Origin of the sequence: Woeseia oceani (genome assembly GCF_001677435.1) — a bacterium.
In the GTDB taxonomy this organism is placed as follows: domain Bacteria; phylum Pseudomonadota; class Gammaproteobacteria; order Steroidobacterales; family Woeseiaceae; genus Woeseia; species Woeseia oceani.
Map to the genome: position 1 here is coordinate 922,112 of NZ_CP016268.1, position 25,317 is coordinate 947,428.

19 protein-coding genes are annotated in these 25,317 nt (G+C 55.7%); 14 read left to right on the forward strand and 5 right to left on the reverse strand.

Annotated elements, in window-relative coordinates:
• The first annotated feature begins 108 nt into the window (after positions 1–108).
• The 11 genes from BA177_RS03980 (at position 109) to BA177_RS04030 (ending at position 13,673) form a co-directional block, all read left to right on the forward strand.
• The gene (locus BA177_RS03980; RefSeq protein WP_068613140.1) at positions 109–474 is read left to right on the forward strand and encodes a cupin domain-containing protein; all 366 of its coding nucleotides are present in this window, start codon (positions 109–111) and stop codon (positions 472–474) included.
• A gap of 11 nt (positions 475–485) precedes the next feature.
• The gene (locus BA177_RS03985; RefSeq protein WP_068613143.1) at positions 486–710 is read left to right on the forward strand and encodes a tautomerase family protein; all 225 of its coding nucleotides are present in this window, start codon (positions 486–488) and stop codon (positions 708–710) included.
• A gap of 701 nt (positions 711–1,411) precedes the next feature.
• The gene (locus BA177_RS03990; RefSeq protein WP_068613146.1) at positions 1,412–2,503 is read left to right on the forward strand and encodes an efflux RND transporter periplasmic adaptor subunit; all 1,092 of its coding nucleotides are present in this window, start codon (positions 1,412–1,414) and stop codon (positions 2,501–2,503) included.
• A gap of 1 nt (position 2,504) precedes the next feature.
• On the forward strand, positions 2,505–5,612 hold the full coding sequence (locus BA177_RS03995; protein WP_068613150.1) for an efflux RND transporter permease subunit: 3,108 nt from the start codon (positions 2,505–2,507) through the stop codon (positions 5,610–5,612).
• Positions 5,609–7,036: an efflux transporter outer membrane subunit gene (locus tag BA177_RS04000; protein WP_068613152.1), complete on the forward strand. Its 1,428-nt coding sequence runs from the start codon at positions 5,609–5,611 to the stop codon at positions 7,034–7,036. Before BA177_RS03995 ends, BA177_RS04000 begins: the two co-directional genes overlap by 4 nt.
• Positions 7,037–7,168: 132 nt before the next feature.
• On the forward strand, positions 7,169–7,477 hold the full coding sequence (locus BA177_RS19150; protein ID WP_068613154.1) for an ATP-binding cassette domain-containing protein: 309 nt from the start codon (positions 7,169–7,171) through the stop codon (positions 7,475–7,477).
• A gap of 291 nt (positions 7,478–7,768) precedes the next feature.
• Positions 7,769–9,013, forward strand: a complete 1,245-nt coding sequence (locus tag BA177_RS04010; RefSeq protein ID WP_068613158.1) for a PEP-CTERM sorting domain-containing protein — start codon at positions 7,769–7,771, stop codon at positions 9,011–9,013.
• A 244-nt stretch (positions 9,014–9,257) separates the two neighbouring features.
• On the forward strand, positions 9,258–9,956 hold the full coding sequence (locus BA177_RS04015) for a hypothetical protein (protein ID WP_068613166.1): 699 nt from the start codon (positions 9,258–9,260) through the stop codon (positions 9,954–9,956).
• 436 nt (positions 9,957–10,392) lie between these two features.
• A complete protein-coding gene (gene hflK / locus BA177_RS04020; protein ID WP_068613169.1) occupies positions 10,393–11,445 on the forward strand; it encodes an FtsH protease activity modulator HflK in 1,053 nt (350 codons plus the stop codon).
• A complete protein-coding gene (gene hflC, locus BA177_RS04025; RefSeq protein WP_068613171.1) occupies positions 11,442–12,401 on the forward strand; it encodes a protease modulator HflC in 960 nt (319 codons plus the stop codon). Before hflK ends, hflC begins: the two co-directional genes overlap by 4 nt.
• 264 nt (positions 12,402–12,665) lie before the next feature.
• Positions 12,666–13,673: an MBL fold metallo-hydrolase gene (locus BA177_RS04030; protein WP_197493321.1), complete on the forward strand. Its 1,008-nt coding sequence runs from the start codon at positions 12,666–12,668 to the stop codon at positions 13,671–13,673.
• A 372-nt stretch (positions 13,674–14,045) separates the two neighbouring features.
• On the opposite strand, the gene BA177_RS04035 is transcribed toward BA177_RS04030, so the two are convergent.
• From BA177_RS04035 to BA177_RS04050, 4 genes are all read right to left on the reverse strand, one after another.
• The gene (locus BA177_RS04035; protein ID WP_068613175.1) at positions 14,046–14,576 is read right to left on the reverse strand and encodes an HD domain-containing protein; all 531 of its coding nucleotides are present in this window, start codon (positions 14,574–14,576) and stop codon (positions 14,046–14,048) included.
• A gap of 163 nt (positions 14,577–14,739) precedes the next feature.
• Complete coding sequence (iolE, locus tag BA177_RS04040; protein WP_068613178.1) at positions 14,740–15,639, reverse strand: myo-inosose-2 dehydratase; 900 nt, start codon at positions 15,637–15,639, stop codon at positions 14,740–14,742.
• A gap of 10 nt (positions 15,640–15,649) precedes the next feature.
• Positions 15,650–17,509, reverse strand: a complete 1,860-nt coding sequence (iolD, locus tag BA177_RS04045) for a 3D-(3,5/4)-trihydroxycyclohexane-1,2-dione acylhydrolase (decyclizing) (protein WP_068613182.1) — start codon at positions 17,507–17,509, stop codon at positions 15,650–15,652.
• A 10-nt stretch (positions 17,510–17,519) separates the two neighbouring features.
• A complete protein-coding gene (locus tag BA177_RS04050; protein WP_068613184.1) occupies positions 17,520–19,436 on the reverse strand; it encodes a bifunctional 5-dehydro-2-deoxygluconokinase/5-dehydro-2-deoxyphosphogluconate aldolase in 1,917 nt (638 codons plus the stop codon).
• Positions 19,437–19,610: 174 nt separating this feature from the next.
• Between BA177_RS04050 and iolG the strand changes: the two genes are divergently transcribed.
• Both iolG and iolB read left to right on the forward strand, forming a co-directional pair.
• Complete coding sequence (gene iolG / locus BA177_RS04055) at positions 19,611–20,612, forward strand: inositol 2-dehydrogenase (RefSeq protein WP_197493322.1); 1,002 nt, start codon at positions 19,611–19,613, stop codon at positions 20,610–20,612.
• Between the two features lie 32 nt (positions 20,613–20,644).
• A complete protein-coding gene (gene iolB / locus BA177_RS04060) occupies positions 20,645–21,448 on the forward strand; it encodes a 5-deoxy-glucuronate isomerase (RefSeq protein ID WP_068613186.1) in 804 nt (267 codons plus the stop codon).
• A gap of 11 nt (positions 21,449–21,459) precedes the next feature.
• Here the strand turns inward: iolB and BA177_RS04065 are convergent, their stop codons facing one another.
• A complete protein-coding gene (locus tag BA177_RS04065) occupies positions 21,460–22,335 on the reverse strand; it encodes a MurR/RpiR family transcriptional regulator (protein WP_068613188.1) in 876 nt (291 codons plus the stop codon).
• A gap of 540 nt (positions 22,336–22,875) precedes the next feature.
• Between BA177_RS04065 and BA177_RS04075 the strand changes: the two genes are divergently transcribed.
• Positions 22,876–25,272: a TonB-dependent siderophore receptor gene (locus BA177_RS04075; protein ID WP_197493323.1), complete on the forward strand. Its 2,397-nt coding sequence runs from the start codon at positions 22,876–22,878 to the stop codon at positions 25,270–25,272.
• The last annotated feature ends 45 nt before the right edge of the window (positions 25,273–25,317 follow it).

Genomic DNA, 25,317 nt, shown 5'->3' on the forward strand with positions numbered 1-25,317 from the left:
ACGCTATAAATTCTCCATACAAGCGCCAAGCACGCACAGGCCGAGCGCGCTACAAATGAGTCCGGCGGTGGACAGGTCACCGCCGCGAACACCCAGGAGGAACAGGGTATGAAGGAATCACGAAGCAAACTGCCGGTACGGCTGGAGGCTGGTGGGGTATGCATCCAGGCTCACGACTGGGCCGATATCAACGTCGCCCGCATTCGTTTCCCCAAAGGGGCAGATGCAGCTCCCCTTCTGAAAGGGCTGCCTCAGGATCTCTGCCAGTGCCCGCACTGGGGCACGGTACTGAAGGGCGCCATCCACGTGCGGTATGCCGATGGCAGCGAGGAAACGGTTCGAGCCGGCGAAGTGTATTACTGGCCGCCGGGCCACACGGTCCGCGTCGATGAGGACTACGAAGCGATCGAGTTCAGCCCCAGCGGCCCGATGGGTGAAGTTATCAATCATTTGCAAACACAACTAAGCAAGTAACGGAGACTGACATGCCACTGGTAACGATAGATGTCATCAAGAATGTGTTTACCCCGCAGCAAAAAGAGCAGCTGATCGAAAAAGTGACTGCCGCGATGATCGAGGTGGAAGGCGAAAGTATGCGACCGGTCACATGGGTCCGGATCAACGAGTTCGAAGGCGGAGACTGGGCCATCGGCGGCAAGCGTCTCGCGGCGGCCGATGTACATGCGATGGCGAAAGGTAAGGCAGCTTAACGGATCACTGCCGCCACCCCGGGCTCCCGGGGTGGCAACTGAATTTTGCCGACAAAGTGGGTTGGACCGAATTCTTGAGCAAGCGGACAGAATGACGAGACGGTTCGCAGGCCGGCAAGCCCTGAATCAAGAACAGGGGCATCGGCTCGACCCCTTTCCCCGCTACTGATTTTTCCTTTCTTATCATTTCTTGAACTTTCTTAAAATTTGCACGTCATTCGTGCAGCGGGCTGGCTGCTGACTCCATGGGGGCACAACGTCTGCCGAGGGTTTTGGTGGCTCGCTGACGCGGCACTTGATGAAGTACCGTGGTGATTAGTGCATGCCGGACAGCCGGCGTTGCCCGCATTCACACGGGAAATAAAGGACGGCCCGCCGCTGGCAAGCATGCCGGCCGTTCCTGGCTGTGCAAATGGCCGGTCGGTGCATCGTCACCGAAATGCAGGCTGCCGTGCGGACCGCGATGTCATGGTAGATGCTGGTGAAGCGCGCGGTGTATTTCGCGACTGTGTCAGTCCCGGTCACTTCCCTTACGGTACGCTCCAGCTGACTTTTAGGGGGCCGTATTATAAGTTTAGGCATTACTGTATAAAAACGTGATTGATCCATACTCCAGGCCGTTCCAGTGTAAGAACAGTGCTTGCGTTCAGCATTCAAAACCCAGATGTCGGGTTCTTAGAAATTCAAGGCTATCCCAGATAATGAGAAATTCAGCGCTGCTTCTATTTGTAACGTTGTTGCTTTCCAGCGCCCAGTCTTTCGGGCAAAGAGAGGGTGCACAGAATGCGACGGCAGTCATCGTCGCACCCGTTGTAAGTGGTGAGTTTGCAGATCAGGTTGAGGCGCTGGGCACCACCAGGGCTAACGAGTCGGTAGTGATTACAGCCGATCGCTCGGAAAAGGTCATGGCCATCCATTTCGACGATGGCCAGGCGGTCAAAAAAGGCGACCTTCTGCTTACTCTTGATAAGAGACAGGAAGAAGCGCAGCTGCGTGCATCGCAGGCTGTAACCGATGAAACCCGCAATTCGTACAACAGGGCCCAAGGCCTCAGTGGTACCAGTGCGCTGCCCAGAGCGACATTGCAGGAGCGTGCCGCGCAACTGGCGCAGGCGCAGGCGGTCACCGATTCCTTGCAAGCCAGCCTTACGAGTTACGAGATTACCGCACCGTTCGACGGCATTCTGGGTCTGCGGCAGGTTAGTGTCGGCACGCTGGTACAACCGGGCGACCAAATAACAACGATCGACGATCTCAGTCAGATCAAAATCGATTTCGATGTGCCGTCGGTGTTTTTGGCGACCCTCAAGCCAGGCTTGCCTATTCGCGGGACAATTGAAGCGTTTGGCGATCGCCAGTTTGAAGGCGTCGTTACCACGGTTAATTCCCGCATCGACCCGATAACACGCACGGTCATCGTGCGCGCGATCATCCCTAACCCGGATAACATTCTGAAACCAGGGTTGTTGATGAGCATCACCTTGTACAAGAACCCGCGCCAGACTTTGCTGGTCCCGGAAGAGGCGCTGATCAAGCGCGCCGACCGCAATTACGTATATGTCATTGAACAAGACCAGGGCCAAACCATTGCCCGGCAAAGAAGTATTGAATTGGGTGCCCGAAAACCCGGCATTATTGAGGTGCTGTCTGGCCTCGAGGAAGGCGACAAAGTTGTGGTTCAGGGAATCATCAAGCTTCGTGATGGCATGCCGGTCAGCATCCGCGCGGAGCAAACAGGCAATGAATCACTGGAAGATTTATTGACGCAAAAACCGACTACTGGCGGGCAATAACATGGTTTTGTCGGATCTCTCAGTTACGCGACCGGTCTTTGCCTCAGTGCTGTCATTACTGCTGATCGCATTCGGCCTGATGTCCTATTCCAAATTGTCCATGCGCGAATACCCGGACATCGATCCACCTGTTGTCTCTATCGATACCAGCTACGCTGGCGCTGCCGCCAATGTCGTCGAGACCCGGATCACCGAGGCTATCGAAGATCGCATTTCCGGTGTCGAAGGCATCAAGTACGTTTCCTCTACGTCGTCGGACGGGCGCTCCAGGATCAATATCGAGTTTGATATCGGGCGAAATATTGAAGATGCCGCGAACGATATTCGCGACCGCGTCTCCGGCATCGTTGACAACCTGCCGGAGGAAGCCGATCCACCGGATATTCAGAAAGCCGATTCCAGCGACGATGTCATCCTGTGGATGAATCTGGTCAACGAAAACATGGACCTGCTGGAGCTGACCGACTACGCCAAACGCAATCTGCAAGACCGCTTCTCAGTCATTCCTGGTGTTGCTCGTGTGCGTATCGGCGGCGGTCTCGAATACTCCATGCGCGTTTGGGTGGATCGCAACAAGCTTGCGGCGCGCGGCTTGACCGTGCAGGACATAGAAGTGGCATTGCGCACGGAAAACGTGGAACTGCCAGCCGGCGGTATCGAGTCTGAAAAGGTTCAGTTTACGGCGCGCGTTGAACGCGGTTACCGCACGCCGGAAGATTTCAAAAACCTGGTTATCGCCAAACGGGCCGATTACCTGGTACGTCTCGGCGATGTGGCGCGAGTTGAAAGAGAAGCGGTTGAAACACGTACGTTGTTCCGCGGCAATGGTGCACCGATGGTTGGTCTCGGAATCATCAAACAATCCAAAGGCAATACCGTTGAAGTTGCGCAAAGCGCAATTGAGCTTGCAGCCCGGTTAGGCCCCAATTTACCGCCGGGCATGGAAATTATTCCCGCCTACGACACGTCCGTTTTCATTCGTGGTGCGATTGCGGAAGTTTACAAAACGCTGGCTATCGCAATGATCCTGGTTGTCAGTGTGATCTATCTCTTCCTCGGAAGCTGGCGGGCGATGCTTGTTCCAGCCGTAACCGTTCCGGTTTCGCTGGTGTCAACATTTATCGTGCTTAATCTGGCAGGGTTCTCCATCAATCTGCTTACCCTGCTCGCGCTGGTGTTGGCGATCGGACTGGTAGTGGATGACGCGATTGTCGTACTGGAAAATATCTATCGGCGTATTGAAGAAGGAGAGCCACCGTTGTCGGCGGCTTTTCATGGTACCCGCCAGGTGGGTTTCGCCGTCATAGCAACAACCATTGTTCTGGTGGCTGTGTTCGTACCTATCACGTTCCTCGAAGGAGACTTGGGCCGACTGTTTTCTGAGTTCGCCATCACGATGGCGGCTGCAGTCAGCTTTTCCACCTTCGTGGCTGTGACGCTTTGCGCGATGATTGCCTCCAAGGTCTTGCGAAAGGCGGAGAAGAGCAGGTTCCACAATCAGGTTGACCGCCTGTTTGACCGGTTTTCTTCGGCCTACGGTCGTGCTTTGACTTGGGCATTGCGGCGGAAATCAATAGTCATCGCCGGCTTTGCAGGAGTGGCTGGACTGTCTTTCTTTCTGTTCAATGCCTTGCCTTCCGAATATGCGCCGAAAGAAGATCGCGGTGCATTCTTTTTGATGATCAATGCGCCGGAAGGTAGTTCGTTCGAATTTACCAAAGAGTACATGGAGGAAGTCGAGCAGCGCCTGATGCCCTATGTCGATGCGGGCGAGTTGAATCGTGTGCTCGTGAGAGCGCCGCGCAATTTCGGCAACTCAACGACATTTAACGATGGCATCGTTATCAGCGTCATGAACGATTGGGCCAGTCGCCGACCGGCCGATGAAGTCATGGCAGAGATTTCGCAAAAGATGGCGGACTTGCCTGGCGTGCGCGCTTTTCCCGTCATGCGGCAAGGCTTCGGCGGCGGCACGCGGAAACCTGTTCAGTTCGTTCTGGGTGGTGGCACCTATGAAGAGCTGGCGCAATGGCGCGACCTCCTGATTGAGAAGATTGAAGAGGACAACCCCGGGTTAACGGATATCGACAGCGATTTCAAAGAAACCAAACCGCAGCTCAAGATCAGTATTAACAAGAACCGCGCAGGAGACCTGGGCGTCAGTAGCCAGGTTATTGGCACAACACTGGAATCGATGCTTGGCTCCAGACGGGTGACTACGTATATCGATAACGGCGAGGAGTACGACGTTATCTTGGAAGGCGAACGCGACTCGCAGCGCACACCGACCAACATGCAGAACATTTACGTACGCTCGGATACCGGTGCACTGATTCCATTGTCCAACCTGGTGAATATCACGGAGTTCGCCGATTCAGGTGACCTGAACCGTTATAACCGCGTTCGCGCCATTACTTTGGAGGCCGGGTTGGCCGATGGCTATGTACTCGGCGACGCGCTCGATCACCTGCGTGAACTGGTGAGGTTGCACCTGCCGGGTGATGTAACTATTGACTACAAAGGCCAGTCACTGGACTACCAAACCAGTGGTTCGTCGCTGATGTTTGTTTTCATGCTCGGTTTTGTCATCGTGTTCCTGGTCCTTGCGGCACAGTTCGAAAGCTATATCCATCCACTGGTTATTATTCTGACAGTTCCTCTCGCAATGACAGGTGCGCTTACCGGTCTTTTCATTACCGGCAATTCACTCAACGTGTATACCCAGATCGGGCTGATCATGTTGATTGGCCTGGCGGCGAAGAACGGAATTCTTATCGTCGAATTTGTCAATCAGTTGCGTGATCAAGGCATCGAGTTTGGTGAGGCCTTGATCAAGGCAGCACAGATTCGATTGCGACCGATTCTGATGACGGGTATCACGACGATTGCCGGCTCGCTGCCGTTGATCCTGTCCACCGGCGCTGGCGCGGAATCCCGGGTGGCGATCGGTGTGGTTATTCTGTTCGGTGTCGCATCGGCAACGGTATTCACCGTCTTTATCGTGCCTGTGGCCTACGACTTGCTCGCGCGCAATACCGGCTCGCCTAGCGACGTTAAGCGCGAACTGGAGATGCAGGACAAGAATCGACAAGCGGGTGTTCCAGCATGATTCGGCAATTGTTCTGGACTTGTGTCGCGCTGGGTATGGCAGGCTGCGCGGTAGGGCCAAAGTATGCTGAGCCGGAACAGGACTACCCGGATTCCTGGTCGCACGAAGAAAGCTCAGCCGGTACGAAGGTCATCTCGTCCGAGGCGATTGATACGCGCTGGTGGAGCGTTTTCGAGGACCCGTTACTTGAACAGTTCATTGCCACTGCAGCCAGTCACAACAAGGATCTGGATATCGCAATGGCCAACGTGAGTAGTGCGCGGGCTTTGCGGCAGATAGAACGGAGTTCCCTGTTGCCGAGTATTGGTGCAGCTTTAGGAGGTAGTCGAACCAAGTCCAGCGCGGCAATCAGTTCGTTTAACAGCGGTCAGATTCGCAACACCTACGATGCCGGGTTTGATGCATCGTGGGAGATCGACCTGTTCGGCGCCAACCGTCGCGCGCTTGAAGGGTCCGACGCACGCGTTGGGGCTGCCATTGCCAATTATCAGGACGTCATGCAATCGACTTTGTCGGACGTTGCGCGTACCTACTATGAGGCACGCGGCCTGCAGAAGCGTATCGCGAACACAAAGCAGAGTACCCAATTGCTGAAGGAAACGTTTGATGTCGTTCGGGATCGCTTTGCAGTCGGCGAAACCAGCGACTTTGATCTCTCCCGCGCGCAAAGTGAGTACGAACTGACCCATGCACGCATTCCCAATCTGGAGGGTGAGCTCAAGGTTACTATCTACACGCTTTCCGTTCTGTTGGGTCGTCCGCCGGAAGCGTTATTGGCAGAGATGGAAAGCGTGCAGCCGTTGCCGGTACCGCCGGACATGGTGCCCGTCGGACTGCGCTCCGACATCTTGCGCCGGCGCCCGGACATTCGAGCCGCTGAACGGGCGCTTGCCGCTTCCGTTGCCGATATCGGAGCGCAAACTGCCGAGCTTTTCCCGAGCTTTTTTCTGACCGGCGATATCGGTTCGCAGGCACGGGTATTCAGCGATCTGGCGAACAGCAGTGCTGGCGTGTGGTCATTGGCCTCGTTTATTCAATGGTCAGTCTTCGATGGCGGTGCTATTCGTGCCCGGGTTGAATTGCAGGAGGCAGAGAATGTCGCCGCGCTGGCACAGTACGAGAAGAGCGTGCTCGAAGCGCTGCGCGATGCCGAAGCGGCATTGTCGCGCTATGCCGAAGAGCTGGAGACCCGGCAACGACTGGCGAAAGGCGTGCAAAGCCGGCGCAAAGCGGTGGCGCTGGCCAAAGAGTTGTTTGACGCGGGCGAAGAGGATTACCTGGCGGTGGTTGACGCCGAGCGGCAATTGATTGCCGGCGAAGACGATCTGATCATTTCTGAAACCAACTCGATTACCAAACTGGTCGCGCTGTTCGACACGCTCGGTGGTGGCTGGGAGGCGTTCAGCCCGGCAACACCGGACTGATAGGCGGAAACATCAGCTCTGACAGCCAGGACTGAACGAAAGCTTGCAACGCTCCCGCGGCAGTGATGGCTCGACAGGACAATTTGGCCTGCATTGTGCACTTGCGATCGAGCTCGCGAGCTTGCCAGCGCCATGCTGAATCGCGTTGGTCTCGCCGATAGGGAGGGTCATTATCCGTCGCAGCTGTCCGGCGGTGAGCAACAACGTGTCGCCATCGCCCGGGTCCTTGTGCATAGCCCACGCTTGCTGCTGGCGGAAGAGGCGCTTGCGTCCACGGGATTGATGGGTGTTGGCAGTCGAACCGACTACGACTACCGGGTACGTACCGAAACAGAGCCGGTGGCGTGGCGTGCTGAATTCCGCGCGGCCTTTCCCGACGCAAACTGGCGGGTCCGGATGTTCGAGGATCGTGGCCGCCGCATCGCCGAGCGCCTCGGGTAATTGGCTTCCGGGTTGATGATTATCGCGCTGAGTACCCTGTTCATCGGTGGCCTCGGTGTTTTCAACAGTATTCAGGGAGATACTGACTGTGAAGGACCGTACCTTTATATCGAGGATGGGGTACTGTGAAAGTGTGACGGAGTTCACGTTTCAAACTGGAACGGTCCGTGGGCGACTCCGGGGTGCAATCTAGTACGCTGTCGCCTGATGATCGAACGCAATGTTCGACTACAGGAATATTCGGCTGGGAGACCAACATGGGCAACCAGTCGCCACTCCCGGAGGCAATTGATGTACTCAACCCCGACCAGATCGCTTGGCCGTTCCATTCTCAAGTCATTTTTCGCCATAGGCGTGGCGCTCAGCGCAACGACGGCCAGCGCCGATATCATCTTTGACGATGGTTTGACACATGAACTGACGGGCGTTCATTTTGACAATGTCATTCTGCGCAATCGCTCTGACCTAAATGTGGGCGATGGCTCCTTTCTTCAGTCACCGAATTCAAGTCCAGCCGTTCGCAACGAGCATGGCGGTGCGACCATTAATCTAAATGGAAACGCCACTGTCATAGGTGGAATTCGGTATTTGAACTGGGGTAACGACGATGACCGTGTAACTGCCTCCGGCAGTTCGCTTGTCGTGGGCGGGTCGGGAGGAGGTTCGGCCTTAAGTGGTATGCGGCTGGTTGACCTAAACGAAAGTGCCCGTTTGATTGGTGGTTACGGCGACACAAGAGGCGGAATGGCGATCGAAAATTCCACCTCCGGGAGTGTGCACGTGAATATTAGCGGCGGCTCTGCTATTGGAGGGAACGGCGGACAAATAGGAGGTGCTGGTATAGGGCAGTTTGGTGCCGACGAGGGTCTGGGCCTGAATATGACCGCCGGGACAATCCGGGGCGGGTATGGAGTAAATACTGGCGGCAATGGCATTGGTGGCAACGGATTTGAAAATCCGTTCGGCACAGTTTCCGGTGGTCAGATATCAGGCGGAAATGGTGGAAATACTGGCGGACATGGCATCTACAATCAGTCGTACGCGGGACTTAGTTTTGAAGGTGGCCAGGTTTCGGGTGGTAACGGCGGTCTCTATGGAGGCGACACGCTACATTTCCGCTCTGCTGATGCAGTTTCTTTGTCTATCTCCGGCGGATCATTCGACGCAGGGATAGGAAGTCTCGAAGACGGTTGGTTGCTCTATGCATTCGGTCGCTCGATCGATATCGACATTACCGGCGGCTTGTTCGGCTACGAAAACATGGGCAAGGGCCTGGGGATATTCAATCACGCGACCGTTGATGTGTTCGGCTGGGACCTGAAGTTCGAAGACAACTGGCTGACGGGATACTTGTCAGACGGCAGCTGGCTCGATGTTCAGGTGTCGTTACTGTCCAGTGTTTTCCCGGGTGCCGGCGCCGGGTACCTAAATCTGCACAACGGCTTTTCCACCAAATCAGTTCCGGAGCCTGCAACCTTTGCATTGTTGGGTATTGGTCTGCTCGGGATGAGATTTGCCAAACGAAAGGCAGGCTAACAAGCGTGGTTCAGGACGGTTCGACGCCTATAAATGAGAGTTCCTGAGAAGTTTGACCTGGTTTCAGGGGTGACACGCCTGTTCAGGGTTGTAGCCCGCAGCGAAAGCGCTCTTGCTATCGGGTGTCCACCCACGTTAGATAGTAGTTCACAGTTCTATTCTCGTAACGCCATGAGTGCATGAGCAGATTTTGCTTATGGACCAATGGCGGTACCGCAATGCTGGCTGATGGGTCCTGACAGAAATGAAGATAGGTGCACTAATCGAGTCATGGAGGAGCAACCCCAGTAACTCGCCCATTACGGCGTTTCTTCTGCTGCTTCTTGGCATAGACTTCGTATTTTTCTTTCTGCATTTTCTGCCATTGTTCGGTGTACTGAATGACCCTCTTTTCTCATTGGAGGAAGATGGTGGCTATCCCGAGAGATATCAGTACGCCAAGATTTTTTCGATAATAGTCTTGTTGATCATGGTATCGGCAAAAGCCAAAGTGATTGGCTACGGTGCATGGGCCGTATTGTTCTTGTACCTGCTGCTCGACGACGCTTTGAGTATTCATGAACTACTTGGTCACCAGGTAGCCACGAGTATGGACTTCCTTCCAGCTTTTGGCCTAAGGGCGCGAGATTTCGGCGAGCTTGTCGTGACCGGGATCGCTGCAACATTGCTTCTTGCGCCGCTTGCTGTTTTTTATTTGTGCGGAACAAGTTCATTCCGGACTGTATCAAGATATCTTTTCTTGCTGCTCGTTGCGCTGGCATTCTTTGGCATCTTCGTAGACATGCTGCACGTTGCAATACAGCAGGGATGGAAAGTGAGTTTCTTGCTCGGCGCTCTGGAAGATGGCGGGGAGATGATTGTCATGAGTATGATGGCGGCGTACGTTTTCTTGCTCTACTGGCGTAACCGAAATGCCGGCAGCCTCTCGCAGCCGACGATATAGCAGCACTGGAACTCGAAGGCACAGTAAAGCTTGACTAGTCAGGTCAACCCACTGACTATGGTTGGAGAACTGGCTGGGCCTTACGTTCAGCTGATGAACAATCTACCTCTGATTCTAGAAACTCCGCGGACGAGTATCGACGGGTGGCGACAATCACTGCTCACCCAATGGCGCCGTAGCTAACAGTCGGATGCCAAACGGCGTTGCCTGCAGCAAGCGATAACTGCTTCGTTTGTTGTATTCCGCCAGCGGATTTCCAAGTTCCAAATGAATGTTCGCCAACGATTGGCGGCCGACAGTTCATGTCGGTCGAGTTTGATATCACGTTGCGAACGTGCCGACGGGTATGCCATCGAACGTACCGAATACGAAGGTATGACTGAAAACGCCGCCTGGAAGAATACCAGGTCGAATACAACTACGAGGACAACAACGTATGTCACCACAGACAGGTAACGGCAACGGACCTTTCCGTCGCGGGAATGATCCTGCCGCCGATCTTGAGCGGTTCATCGGTCAAGGTCATGAGACACTCAAAGAAGTATTGCCGGATGGCGGCTCGGGAACGGCCATACTGTTCATCGTTGCTGCGGCGCTGTTGTTCGGTGCGTGGACCTCGTATTACACGGTACCGAGTGATTCAGTAGCTGTTGTGCAGCGCTTCGGCCAGTACGCGAAGAATGTACAACCCGGGTTGCATTTCAAACTACCGATGGGGATTGATACGGCAACAATCGTACCGGTGAAACGGCAGCTCAAACAGGAGTTCGGCTTCACCACGCCGGGCGCAACGGACCCGCACCAGAGCCCGGTAAATGGCAAGCGTGAAACGGAAATGGTGACTGGTGACCTCAACGCTGCGCTGGTGGAGTGGGTCGTGCAGTACCGAGTCTCGGACCCGGTGAAGTTTCTGTTTGAAGTGCGTGAACCGAGCGCGACGCTGCGCTATGTGTCCGAATCCGTGATGCGCGAAGTTGTTGGCGATCGTACCGTGGACGAGGTGATCACAATCGGGCGTCAGGAGATTGAATCGGAGGCGCTGGCCAAGATGCAGGAGCTGACCACCAAATACACGATGGGAATCAGCATCGACCAGGTACAGTTGAAGAACATTAACCCACCGGGCCCGGTGCAGGAATCATTCAACGAGGTTAACCAGGCGCAACAAGAAAAAGAAAAGCTCATCAACGAAGCGCGCCGCGATTACAACAAGGTCATTCCGCTTGCCGAAGGCGAGAAAGACCAGCGCATTCGGGAGGCGGACGGCTACAGGCTCAAACGCATCAACGAGGCCGAGGGTGACGTTGCGAGGTTCAGCGCCTTGCTGGCCGAGTACAGCAAAGCGCCGGAAGTAACCCGTCGTCGCATCTATGTCGAAACATTGCAGGAGGTGCTGCCCGGTATTCGTTCGAAGGTCATCGTCGATGACCAAGCACAAAGCATTCTGCCCCTCCTGAACCTCAACAACGAAAATATGGAACGGCCATGAACAAACTAACTGCACTGATGGTATTGGCGGCGGCCGGCTTTCTGGTCATGATCAGTTCCGCCTACACGGTCAGCGAAGTCGAACAGATCATTGTCACGCAGTTCGGTAAGCCCGTGGGCGAGCCGGTCACGAGCGCAGGCCTCAAGCTGAAGATCCCTGTAATTCAGCAAATAAACACGATCGACAAGCGGGTTCTCGAATGGGATGGCAGTCCGTCGGACATGCCGACCAAAGACAAGCTCTACATTTCTGTCGACCTGTTTGCCCGTTGGAAAATTACTGATCCGCTACAGTATTTTCTGCGGCTGCGCGACGAGCAGAGTGCGCAGTCACGGCTGGACGATATTCTCGGCAGTGAGACGCGCAATGCCGTTGCCAAGCACGAGCTGATCGAGATTATCCGTACCACGAAAGACCGAGAGCCCTTACGCGACACGTTGTTAACTTCCGCCGAGCGCGAACTCAACATGGGCGCGTTGGTGCCCATACAGAAAGGTCGGCAACTCGTCGAAGCGGAAATTTTTGCAGCAGCGGCAGAGAAGGTTCAGGTATTCGGCATCGAGTTGCTCGATATTCGCTTCAAACGCATCAACTATAACGAGAGTGTGCGGCCGAAAATCTATGATCGCATGATCAGTGAGCGCCGGCAGATCGCCGAGCGATTCCTGTCAGAAGGCAACGGTGAAGCGGCGAGAATTCGCGGCAACCGCATTCGTGACCTCAACAAGATCCAATCCGAGGCGTACCGGGAAGTTGAGGAGATTCGGGGGCTTGCTGACGCTAAGGCAACTGAGATCTATGCGAGCGCGTACAACCAGAATGCGGAGTCGGTTGCGTTCTATGAGTTCACGCGCACGATGGAGTCTTACAAATTCATCATTGCGGAAGGCACGACACTGGTTTTGTCCACCGACAGCGAACTATTCAAGTTCCTGAAGGGCATGGATCCGGACTGATTGAGCGCCATTGCAGTCGCACTACCGTCCAGGCTCACTGCAGTTCATCAAGCTTTGCTTTGATCGGGTGATGCAGCGTAGAAACCTGGCTGAAGCGGCTGAGTAATTCGACGGTGGGGACTTGTGTTTACAGGCGGGCTGTCTGGTCCGCCTTCCACCCGTCCGTTGCGGGACGTTGACTCGGCTCCGCTAAGCCTATAAACCTTACCTGCTTTGAAGTCCTGCAGCGTCGGGCGGCGCAGACCGGTACAGGTAAGGAATGCTATGACGACGTGGCCAGGTATATCCCCGGTACAGCTTGTTCGTGTGCCGCTATTGCTTATGATTGTGTCGGGGCTGAATGCCTGCGGCCATAATCTCACAACAGACTATGCTGTCGAAACGCAGAGCGCTGTAGTTGAGCTGCGCCAGGGTCCGACTCAAGCTGAGCTGGATGCTCCGACCAAAATAGTCATTCTCGGTACCGGAACCCCGATACCAGACCCGCACCGCGCGGGTCCCAGTATTGCAGTGATACATCGCGGTGAATCGTATGTGTTCGATGTCGGCGCGGGCTCGGTACATAACGCGACCGTCGCCCGTTACAAATACGATATCCCGTCGCTCTACCCAACGCAGATCGGGCACGTATTTGTGACCCATATGCACAGCGATCACACGCTTGATCTGGTCGAGGCGGCTTACACGATGTGGTGGCGTCGACCGCACGGCCTGGCCATTTATGGCCCCAGCGGCATCGCCGAAATGGTCGACGGCATGCACAGGATGATGGCCCCGGATACGCGTATTCGGATGTCAGGAACGCAGCCGGTACAGAACCCTGATGGCTATCGTGCAAACGTCACTGAGATTGAAAGCGGCGTGGTTCTGGAGAAGGACGGAATCAGGATAGAAGCCTTTGCCGTGAATCACGGCGATGTGAAACCGGCTTTCGGTTACAAGATCACCACGTCGGATCGGAGCATCGTCATCTCCGGCGACACGGAAGTGAGTCCTGAGTTGGAAAAAATGGCAACGGGTGTGGATATTCTGATGCATGAGGTGATCAGCGATACCGGGTTGGCCAGAAACAGTGCCGGGTTTCAGGCGTACCACAAACGATCGCATACGCCGGCGTCAGACCTCGGACGTCTCGCACGTGCCGCAAAACCGAAGCTGCTGGTGCTGTACCACGGTCTTTACTACGGCGAGCCCGAAAGCAGGATGGTTGATGAGGTTAAAGCGACCTACAGTGGTGATGTCGTTCTCGCTGACGATCTTGATATCTTCTAGGTGAGCGGCAACTGCAGTGCCCCCGGGAACACCGCGTCAATTGGCCGCGTTTGTCTCGTGAGCCTGCAGCTTCTGCTGCAAGGACTGCGCTAGTGCGACCGAACGATCTGAGTTCATGTCTGCCAGTTCGTCACGGGCCGACGATGCCATTATGGTCAGGTTGGCGATGTCGCCGTAATTGTTCTCGAACCTGGCAGCGCCGTTTTTTACCAGCCGAGGCAGGTAAGCGTTGGTATCCCCGGGGCCACAAACCAGCGCGTTGCCACAAATCTTTCATGTCAGACAAAGACTGCGCTCTTCTGCCAATGGAAAGAATGGGATACGTCCCGAGCAGCAAATTCGGCTGACATTCTGACTACGGCAGAGAGTCGATTATTGCCCGGTACTTTCGGCCAGCCACTCATCGACAATTGCCCTTGCGCGGCACAGCAGCTCGGGATGCCCGTCGTCAAGATCATCCAGCAACAGCCGCTTTTCCTGCATATAAACTTTGGCAAACCTCGGATCGTACGCCTGAATTGTCGCGGAGTTGTCGATCAGGTCCGCGAGCTTGATGGTATGCACGCGCGCGTCACCACGGGCAACATGTTCGCGATCGAGGTGTTTGCGCTGAGCCCGGTTGCCGTCTTCAGGTCGTGATATGTCGCTGAGGTATCGCACAAGGTAGGCGACATCGCAGCCAAAGTTGTTCTCAATATCGGCGAGCGTGACGTCAGTATCTTCAACTGTGTCGTGCAAATACGCAGCGGCTATCATGGCCTCGTCATCCACGACGCTCGCAACCAGCATCGCGACACTTTCGAGATGCACGGTATACGGTTCGCCCGTGTACTTGCGACGTTGCTCAATGGCGTTGTGCGCCGCGAATGCGAATTCTTTCGCTCTGGATACCAAATTTCTCATGCCTGATACCCGAGTAGGACGAAGCGGGAATCGGGACATAATAGAGCATGGAAGACGATGAATGCCAACCGTATCGGGATTAGTGTGGTTGTTCTGGCGTCTTCGGAATTGTTCGGTGCGGTCGTTGTTGGCAATCAAACAAACGGCGCCAGTGGTGTGACAGTTAACCGGCTATAGACATTTGGCTCACTTCACACAGCTTTTTCAGGTTTTCGGCGCCCATCGTTGCGTACGTCATCGGATCTGCGACAGCCGGGTCCTGCTCCGCTTCAACCACCAGCCAGCCTTCGTAGCCAGAGTTCTTCAAGCCGCTGAACAATGTTGCAAAATCAACGTCGCCGTCACCCGGTACTGTGAAGACGCCATTCAATACCGCATCAAGAAAACTTAGATTGCGGTTCTTGGCATCGCGACAAACACTCATGCGAACGTCTTTACAGTGCACGTGATTGATCCGGTCCGCGTAGCGTTGCTGTATGACGACCGGGTCGGCGCCGGCAAAGGTCAGGTGCCCGGCATCAAGCAACAAGCCGACACTGGGACCGGCATGCGACATCAGTGCATCGATATCCTGTTCGTTCTCCACGACGGTGCCCATGTGATGGTGATAGGCAAGTTGCACACCTTGCGACAGGCAGTAGTCGCCGAATTCCGTAAGCTTCTTGCCGAATGCGGACCATTGTTCGTTGGCCAACTGGGGACGGTCGGAAAGTGAGGCGCTGCGGTCGCCGTGCACGCAGCCGGTGACTTCGCAGCACACCATGACAGTGGCTCCGAGGGACTTGAGAAGGTTCAGGTGATCGCTGCAGGCCGCGATTTCTTCTTCTACCGTCCGCGTCATCAGCCGCAGGCTGTACCAACCGGAAACCAGGCTTAATCCGTGGCTGTCGAGTATCGGGCCAAGCACTTCGGCCTGCCGGGGAAATTTGTTGCCGAGTTCAAACCCGGCATAGCCGGCTTGCTTACCTTCGCGCAGGCAGGTGTCGAGCGACGTATCCGCGCCCAGAGAGGGCAGGTCGTCGTTGGTCCAGGTCAGGGGGTTAATACCAATTCGTACGGTCATCAGAGTGCCATCAATAAGGTTGTTTTTGTTTGCCGGTTTCGTAGTCGGCCCGTGCTGTGTTTACCGACTGTTCTGTCGATACTTCCGGCACGGCGACGTCCCACCACATGCCGCCGTCAGTGGTCATGAACGGGTCGGTGTCCAGTGCGATTACGTACGAACGATCGGCGTTCTTTGCCCGGCCGATGGCCGCTTCCAGTTCAGCGATAGTGCCGACCTTCTCCGACAACGCACCCAGGGCAGCTGCGTGCGCGGCAAAATCAATCTTCGGCGCTCCAGCGTCTGCAGAGAGGCAGTCATCAAGCAGGTTGTTGAACGAGGCGTTGCCAGTGGCATTCTGCAACCGGTTGATACAGCCGAAGCCGCGGTTATCCAGCACGACAACAATGACTTTCTGCCCGAGCATGACGCTCGTTGCCAGTTCCGAGTTCAGCATCATGTACGAGCCATCGCCAACCAGAACGATCACATCGCGATCCGGTTCCGCCATTCTTACGCCGAGACCGCCGGCAATTTCATAACCCATGCAGGAATAGCCGTATTCAACGTGGTAGCCCTTGTTGTAATCAGTGCGCCACAACTTGTGCAACTCGCCCGGCAAGCCGCCCGCAGCACAGACGACGATATCGCCCGCATCGGATGCGCGTTTCACTGCGCCCAGCACCTGGGCATCGGATGGCAGTCCGGTCGTGGTCTCGATGCCAGCGGGCGCGGTTACCTGATCGTAGTAGTTATTCCACGAGGCAATACAATCGCTTGCTCGTTGCTGCCAGTCTGGCGCGGCACTCCAGCCGGACAGGCCCGCGCTTAGCGCTTGCAAGCCGTGCCGGGCATCCGTCACGAGCGATTGAGCGTTGTGTTTCTTCGCGTCGTGCCTGGCGACATTGAGTTGAATAAGCTGCGTGTCCGGATTACTGAACAGCGTTCGGGAAGCCGTTGTGAAATCCTGCAGCCGGGTGCCGACAGCGAGGATGACATCCGCATTCTTTGCGAGTTCGTTGGCAGCAGTGGTTCCGGTTACGCCGATTGCGCCGACGTATTGCGGATGACCCCAGGCCAGCGCGCCTTTGCCTGCCTGCGTCTCGGCCACGGGTACTCCGTGTGTTTCCGCGAATAACCGCATTGCATCAGTGGCATCCGAGTAGTGCACGCCGCCGCCGGCAATCAATAGTGGCTTACGCGCGGACTGCAACGCAGCTATCGCTTCAGCAAGCTCGCGGGCTTCCGCGGGTTGGCGCCGCAGGTGATGTATTGTTTCTTCGAAGAAGCTCGCCGGGTAATCAAACGCTTCTGCCTGCACGTCCTGGCAAAGCGCCAATGTGGCAGGGCCGCAGTCTTCAGCATCCGTCAGAACCCGAATAGCGGCCGGCAGACTCGTTATGATTTGTTCAGGTCGGGTGATTCGATCGAAATATCGGCTGACCGGTCTAAAACAGTCGTTGGTGTTCACACCAGGATCTCCGGCCCATTCGATTTGCTGCAGCACGGGATCGGGTGTGCGCGACGCGAAGACATCACCGGGCAGGAGCAGGACCGGCAGTCGGTTGACGTGCGCGAGAGCCGCTGCGGTGACCATGTTGGCAGCACCGGGTCCGATGGAGGTTGTGCACGCCATTATTTGCCGTCGGTTCTTGGCCTTGGCATACGCGATGGCCGCGTGCGCCATGCCTTGCTCGTTGTGCCCCCGGTAAGTTGGCAGGGTATCGCGAGCCTGATGCAGCGCTTCTCCCATACCGGCAACGTTGCCATGGCCGAATATCGCGAAGACACCCGCGAACAGGGGTTCAATCTTGCCGTTAACTTCTGTTTTCTGGGCGCACAGGAACCGGATAAGGGCCTGCGCCATTGTGAGTCGAACTTTGTTCGCCATCAGAGCTACCTTAGCTGACAGTACGGTTGCGCCAATAGCCGACCAGATTCAGGTAATTTGCGGCGACAATGTCGACGAATTCTTCATCGTCTATGGCGTCGGAAAACCACTGCCGGCTGGGCTCGGAGAAGAGCGAGCGGCCGACGGTAAAGCCTTTGCAAATATCAAAACCGGCACTGGCATTAAAACCCGCCTGCAGTTCCTTTACCGGAGCATCCAGACCAAGCAGCACTACGCCGCGGCAATGCGGTGCGCGCTTCTTGATGACGTCGCTGACGTTCTGCCAGGCTGCACGGCTCATGCAGGGCAGCTTCCACCAGTCCGGGCGAATATCCAGGTTGTACATGCGGGTCAGAATATTGGCCAAGATATCATCATCTGCGCCTGTACCGGAGGCAGGAATGATTTCCAGCAGCAGTGTATGGCCGGACGTGCAGCAGGCGCTGTAAAGTTCCTTGATCTGCCGTTCCTGCTGCAGTCGCAGCGCTGGCTCATCGTTCAGGTTGTAGTACACAAGGCACTTGACGACATGTTCGAGCGGCCAGGTCTTCAGTCGGTCGCCGATGGAACGACCTCCCTCCAGTTCGAGCGGGTGGGACGCCGGCACTTCCACCGGGCGCGCAATCCACCAGCCGCGGCCAGTGGCCTCATTCAATGCGTCCTGACCGTAGGTGTCGTCGCAAATAATGCCGACCGAGCCATTGAGGTCGGCTTGCTGGCATGCTTTCTTGACAGCTCTGACCAGCAGGCTCTTCAACACGGGAATGCGTTGCGTATCTGCACCGGCGGCTCTTGCCATGCCGTGTAGCTGCACCCGGTGATCAAACGCCAGCGCGCAGATTTCGTTAATTTCCTTTGGCGAACGATTGGTTACCCGGTGCAGGTAGTTGAGTTCCGCGTCCCTGTCCGGACGTGGAATCTCGCTGGCATGCTCCAGGTAGTAATCCAGCTCTTCGGCGGACGGGATGGCCGGCGCACAGCCGTGCCTGGAAACCACCAGCGCACCGCAGGCGTTCGCGTAGGCCTGGCAACGTGCTGCGGGTTCATTGCGCAACCAGCCGCGCAAAAACCCGGCCATGAAGGCGTCGCCGGCGCCGAGTACGTTGAGCACCTCGACTTCCACGCCAGAGAAGACCGACAGCTCTTTCATGTGTCCGGGGATCGCGCCATCCAGCACGGTGCACCCCAGTTTGCCCAGCTTCAGCACGATCAGCGCATCGGTCAGCGAACGAATTTTCTTCAGTGCCTCTATGGTGTCGTCGGTGCCACCGGCAATGTGAATTTCTTCCTCGGTTCCCACCAGCAAGTCACAGTCGGGCAATACGGACTGGAGGTGTTGCGATACCGCATCGGATGAAACGAAGCGGGTTTCTCCGTCGCCGCGGCCCGTCAGGCCCCACAGTACCGGCCGGTAGTCGATATCCACAACGACTTTGGTGTTGGCGGCCCTGGCGTATTCAATGGCTTTGCTGCTGGCCGCAAATGTCTCAGGCGTGGAAAAATGGGTACCCGTGATCAGCAGGGCCTTGCTAGAGCCGATAAACTCTGGCGAAAAGTCACTGGCCGCGATGGCCATGTCGGCGCAGTTGTCGCGGTAGAAAACCAAGGGAAAGGTGTCGCGATCCTTGATGCCTAGTATCGCCAGCCCGGTCAGGCGCTGCGGATCCGTCACAACGTGGCTCACGTCGACCCCGCCCCGCGCCAGTTCTTCGCGGACGAAACGGCCCATATGTTCATCACCAACGCGGGTCAGCATCGCGGACTTCAGGCCCAGGCGAGCGGCCCCGTAGGCAATATTGCCCGAGGACCCCCCTAAGTATTTCGCAAAGCTATTGACGTCTTCCAGGCGACAACCCACTTGCTGGCCGTACAGATCCACGGCGGCTCGCCCGAGGCAAATAACGTCAATTGTTTTCTGCGCTACCATAAAAATACTCTGCTAAGACTGACGGTTGAGCGTTGAAAATCGGGGGGTGATTCCAGAATTTTCAAGAAATTCATTTATTCGTTAGGCGGCCTAGAATAGAATACATATTCTAACGATACAAACTTGTTAGCATTTAAATTTCAAATTAATTGAATTGGACGAAGGGGTCAGGACTTGGAATCTGCGGATGTCATTGAATTGTGCATATTTGGCGCTGGCCGTATCGGCAATATTCACGCGCGCTGCCTGCATCAGAACCCCCGAACGCGGCTGCGCTACGTCGTCGATACCCACCAGCCTGCAGCCGAAGCACTGGCCGCTGAATGTGGCGCGCAGGTGGTCGACACGGAAACGGCGCTGAATGATCCGGCGATTCGGGCCGTCGTCATAGCGAGTTCCACGGATACCCACGCCGACCTGATCGAACGAGCCGCGAAAGCTGGCAAAGCGATCTTCTGCGAGAAGCCTATCGACCTGGGTCTCGAGCGTGCCAAAGAATGCGCGGCGGTGGTTCGTGAGCAGAATGCTATTTGCGCACTTGGCTTCAATCGTCGTTTCGATCCGCAGTTCTCGGCGTTGAAGGCGGCGGTCAGCGGAGGTCAGATAGGGGATCTCGAAATACTCACGATCACCAGCCGGGACCCATCACCACCGCCCGCCGGCTACATCGGCAAGTCCGGCGGCATGTTTCGTGACATGATGATTCATGATCTGGATATGGCGCGCTGGATCATGGGCGAAGAGCCTGTCGAGGTTTTCGCGACGTCCAGTTGCCTGGTTGATCCAGCCATCGCGGCGGCCGGCGATGTTGATACGGCGCTTGTGACCATGAAAACCGAGAGTGGCAAGCTGTGTCAGATCAGTAATAGTCGACGAGCCGTTTACGGTTATGACCAGCGGATTGAAGCCTTCGGTTCATTGGGCATGCTGCAGGCCAGGAATATGAATGAGAATAATCTCGTTCTGACGAACAGCAACGGCTCTTCAGGCAGCAAGCCGCTGGCATTTTTCCTTGAGCGTTATGCGGATGCGTATCGAATCGAACTTGAGAGCTTTGTCGACTGTATTCTGGGACGCGGCGAGTTACTCGCAAACGAGAACGATGGCGTCCGCGCGCTGGAGCTGGCCGAAGGTGTCATTGAGTCAAGCAAGACCGGACGCGCGGTTGCGGTCTGATTTAAACCATACATCCATACCCGGGGTTTTACATGTCACGACTACTATCTCGACCACACGCACCTGACGAACAAGGTCTTATTCAGAAAATCACGCCGCAATCGGCGGGTTGGCAGTACGTTGGTTTCGAGGTCTATCAACTGCAGGCTGGTCAGGCGCTGGAGCAGGACTCGTCGTCAGACGAGGTGTGCCTGGTTATCGTGACGGGCAAGGCGGACATCGCCACCAACGAGCAGGCCTGGACCAATCTCGGTGAGCGCGAGAGCCTGTTTGAGCGCAAGCCGCCATTCAGTGTTTATGTGCCGCCGAACGATCACTTCCGTGTGGTGGCAACGACCGACATGGAGCTTGCCGTGTGTAAGGCACCGGCTACCGGCGAGTACCCGGCGCGGTTGATCAAGCCCGAGGATTGCCGCTACGAAGTACGTGGCGAGGGCACTAATCAGCGCATCGTGTGCAATATTTTGTTCGATAATTTCGCCGCAGAAAAACTGCTGGTTTGTGAGGTCATTACACCGGGCGGTAACTGGTCGAGCTACCCACCCCACAAGCACGACCGGGCAATCGAGCACGAGGAAACGCAACTGGAAGAAATCTACTTCCACAGAGTCAATCCGCCGCAGGGCTTCGCGGTTCAGCGGGTGTATACGGACGATCGCAGCCTCGACGAAACGATGACTGTTGAGAATCACAGCGTTGTGATGGTTCCCGAGGGCTATCACCCGGTCGGCGCGCCGCACGGCTACGACCTGTACTACCTGAATGTGATGGCCGGTCCGGAGCGCAACTGGGTATTCAACAACGACCCGCAGCACGAGTGGATCGTGAAGACCTGAAGCCGGCTGTATTAGTCGGCTTGCGGCTCAGTGGCTTCGGCGTCTTCTTTTTTCTTGCCACGAAAGGCCAGTGCGGTGACCAATGTTTGCGCGATACACATCGATGCGGTCAGCGAATGAAACGAATGAACGGCTGCGTCATGAACCTCGATAAAGGCGCGGGCGGCACTTGATACCGGGCTCAGCAAACTGTCGGTCATGACGATGACAGGTATGTCGCGCTTCGAGGCCATCGCAACAATTTTCGCGGTATCGGTTGAATAGGGCGGAAACGTGATCGCGATCAATACGTCATTCGTCCGCATGGCTTGTGCATACTCAAACATCATGCCGCCGACGCCGTCCAGCAGGTGCGCTTTGCAATCAGCCCGATTCAATGCATAGCCAAGGTAGGCGGCAATCGGAAAGGAGCGTCGCTGGGCGATGATGTAAACATTGTCGGCCTGCTCCAGCAGGTTGGTCGCCGTCTTGAGTTCCTCCGAAAGCCGTCCTTCCATCAGTTCATTGAGTGACGCTATGCTCGATCGACAATACTGCACCAGCAAGGAATGGGTAACGTCGTGCCCGGAAAATATTTCGGCGCCGTCAGTGGCCTCTATCGAGCGAATGCGTTCTCTGTAACTCGCCGAACGTTCGACGACCCGGGTCTGAAAGGTCTTCTGCATCTCGCTGAAGCCGGAGTAGCCAAACTTCTTGGCAAAGCGAATTAGCGCCGACGGCTGGACATTAGCCCGTTTGGATATAACGGCAATTGTCTCCAGTGCCATGTCGGTAGGGTGTTCAAGGGCAAAGGTTGCGATCTGGTGCAGTCGACTGCTGAGCGATGCATGCTCGGCTGAGATTGCATCGCGAAGGGTTTCAAAGCTCTGGTAGCGCGGCTCTGTCATCGGTCATGCCTCGATAGGTTGATTATTATTATGGTTTACCAATGGAATATATTTTCCAGAGTAGCCTACTTTACCTCTTTTCTGCCACAACGGCCTAAACGCTGGCTGGCGGACTACCGTCACAATCAGCCGCCTGGACAGCGGTGACCAGCGCCGGTTCGCGCGCCAGCTCCTGCGCTGTGTCGCGCCAGTAATCTCCGCAAAAACCAGCAAAATTGGTGGCAAAAACGACCTCAACCGCAGTGGACTGAGTATTTGCCAGATGTCGCCCGGGACTACTGACGGCCGGTTCTTTGGGCCTGAAGCGGCTACCGGACGGTGGTGTACCGCGTTCTGGCATCGCCGCCTACAAAACAGAAAAAACGTTCTATTTTGTCTAGATGCGGCAAGATTGTTCTGTTATTCTCCGGCTTCATTACACTTTTTACGGGTCGTACCGGTTACTTCCAGCTATTCATTTTGAACGGTCGAAGCGAAGTAAGGGTAGGGGAGACAACTAGAATGTTTGTAAAACAAAGCTCGTTGGGTCGGACTTGTGCCGTGGCTATAGCTGTGGCGCTATCCTGTGGGGGCGCGGTCGCTCAAGAGACCAAAGACGGCGCTAATTCTTTGGAAGAAATCGTAGTGACGGGTACCAGTTCGTCAACAAGAACGAAGCTGGAATCATCCGTTGCGATTACTACTATGGACGCTGAAGCGCTGGCACGTGAAGACGCGTTCAGTACTGCGGACATTCTCGAAGTCGTGCCGGGCCTCTGGGTGGAGGACTCTGGTGGCGAAATCAGCAACAACGTTGCACCACGAGGCCTGGGTGGCGGCGCCGCATTCCGCTTTATCAGTATTCAGGAAGATGGCTTGCCGGTCAGTTACGACAACGACCACGTTGATACCCAGCAACGACAAGACATTACGATCTCCCGAATGGAAGCCATTCGCGGCGGTACGGCCGGTATTCTGACCACCAACGGTCCCGGCTCAATCGTTAACTTCATTACCCGCAAAGGTACCGAAGATCCGGAAGGCAGCCTGCGTTTCACGGTCTCCGATTACGGTACGCGTCGCACCGACTTGTTCTACGGCGCGCCGGTCGATGACGACGGCAAGTGGTTGTTGGGCATCGGTGGCTACTACCGTACCAGCGACGGCATCCGCGACGTGGGTTTCACCGCTGACCGTGGCGGTCAGTTGCGTGCAAGCCTGACCCGTAAGCTGGACGACGGCGAATTGACGTTCACGGTCAAGAACATCAATGACCACAACACATTCTATTTGCCGATTCCTGTTAACAACCCGGACAGCGATCCATCCAGTATTCCTGGAATCGATGCATCATCCGGCACATTGCTCGGTATCGGTACCTCGCGAATCACCCATCGCACTCCGGAAGGCGTTGGCCAGACCAATATGGAAGACGGCTACCACACGAAGCTGAACAGCTTTGGCGTCAACTTCCGCAAAGAAATTGATTCGAACTGGTCACTGGATATTGCTGCACGGCAGACAACCTGGCACCTGAACGCCAATGGCATTTTCCCTTGGGGTCTTCAGGATGGTGCCGAACGCCTCCAGGAAGCTGATGTTCAGGCAGCTGTTGCCGCATTCGGTGGCGCCAGTGCGGCTTACCGTTATACGGATTCCGGCGTTTTGGTTTCTGATATCAACAACTTGAACGGCAACGGTCTCACGACTCTTGGTGTCGCTATTGATCGCGACAGAAGAACCGAAGAGTTCATGAGCAATATCCGCTTGAACCATGAAACCGACAACAACAGCCTCGCGTTCGGTGTGTTGTTTGCCGACAAAGTGCTGAACGGATACAACACCAAGAGTTCCTTCATCCTGTCGGACGTCAAACACAATGCCGATCTCCTGGACATTGTTATTCTTGATGCGGCTGGCGAGGAAGTCGGTACGTACACGGACAACGGTGTCTACAGCTACGGTATTTGGCTCGACGACGCTACCGGTGATGTGAAATCAACATCGCTGTACATCAACGACGAGTTTCAGGTTAACGACAAGCTCCGAATCGATGCTGGTACACGCTACGAAGTGGCCGAGTTCAATGCTTCAACCGGCAATACCGCACGCCAGACACTGGAAGGCGGTAATGACAACGTTTGGGTAAACGACACGGCCAACTGGTTTGACGGTTCCTATTCGCATCGTTCGCGCGAGTATAAGGAATGGTCATTCACGGCCGGCGCCAACTACAAGATCACCGACCGGTTTGCCGTCTACGGCCGTTGGGCCAGCTCTTACCAGACTACGGGTGTTGGTAGCTACGGCGGCTTGGTAGAGCCTGTCGCTGATCTGACGTTCTCGGAATTTGGCACGCGCTACTTTGGCGACAACGTCACGGTCTCGCTGGTATTGTTTAACACCGTATTCGAGAACCTGGGCTTCGGTGCGCGCAACCAGGCAACCGGTCTGACCGAACAGATCACCATCGAAACCGACACCACGGGTGTTGAGTTTGAAGGTGAGTGGAACGTCGCCGACGCGTTTACCATTGCCTTCTCCGGTGTGTTCCAGGACTCTGAAGTTCTGGGTATTCCTGCCGGGGACGTCAACGAAGCGTTTAACGGCAACATGGTTCAACGTACGCCGGATACCCAGGTACGGTTGATCAATACCTTCCACAGCCCTGTTGGTGACTTCTTCCTGACCGCGCATTACCTGAGCAAGCGCTTCGCTGATCTGGGTAACACCGTGGAACTGGATGCTTACCACACATTGGATCTTGGCTGGCGTTATCAGGTCAACGATGCAATCACTGTGCAGGTCAAAGGCACCAATCTTAATAACGCGATTGGCCTTACCGAGGGTAATCCACGTGCCGGCTTCGTCGAAGGTGATGACGGTGTAGGTGGCTTCTTCTACGCAAGACCTATCAATGGTCGGGCGTTTCAGGCTACCTTCCAGTATGACTTCTGATCGTTATCGTGCATGAGCTCGCTGTCGCAGCGGTGTCCGCATACC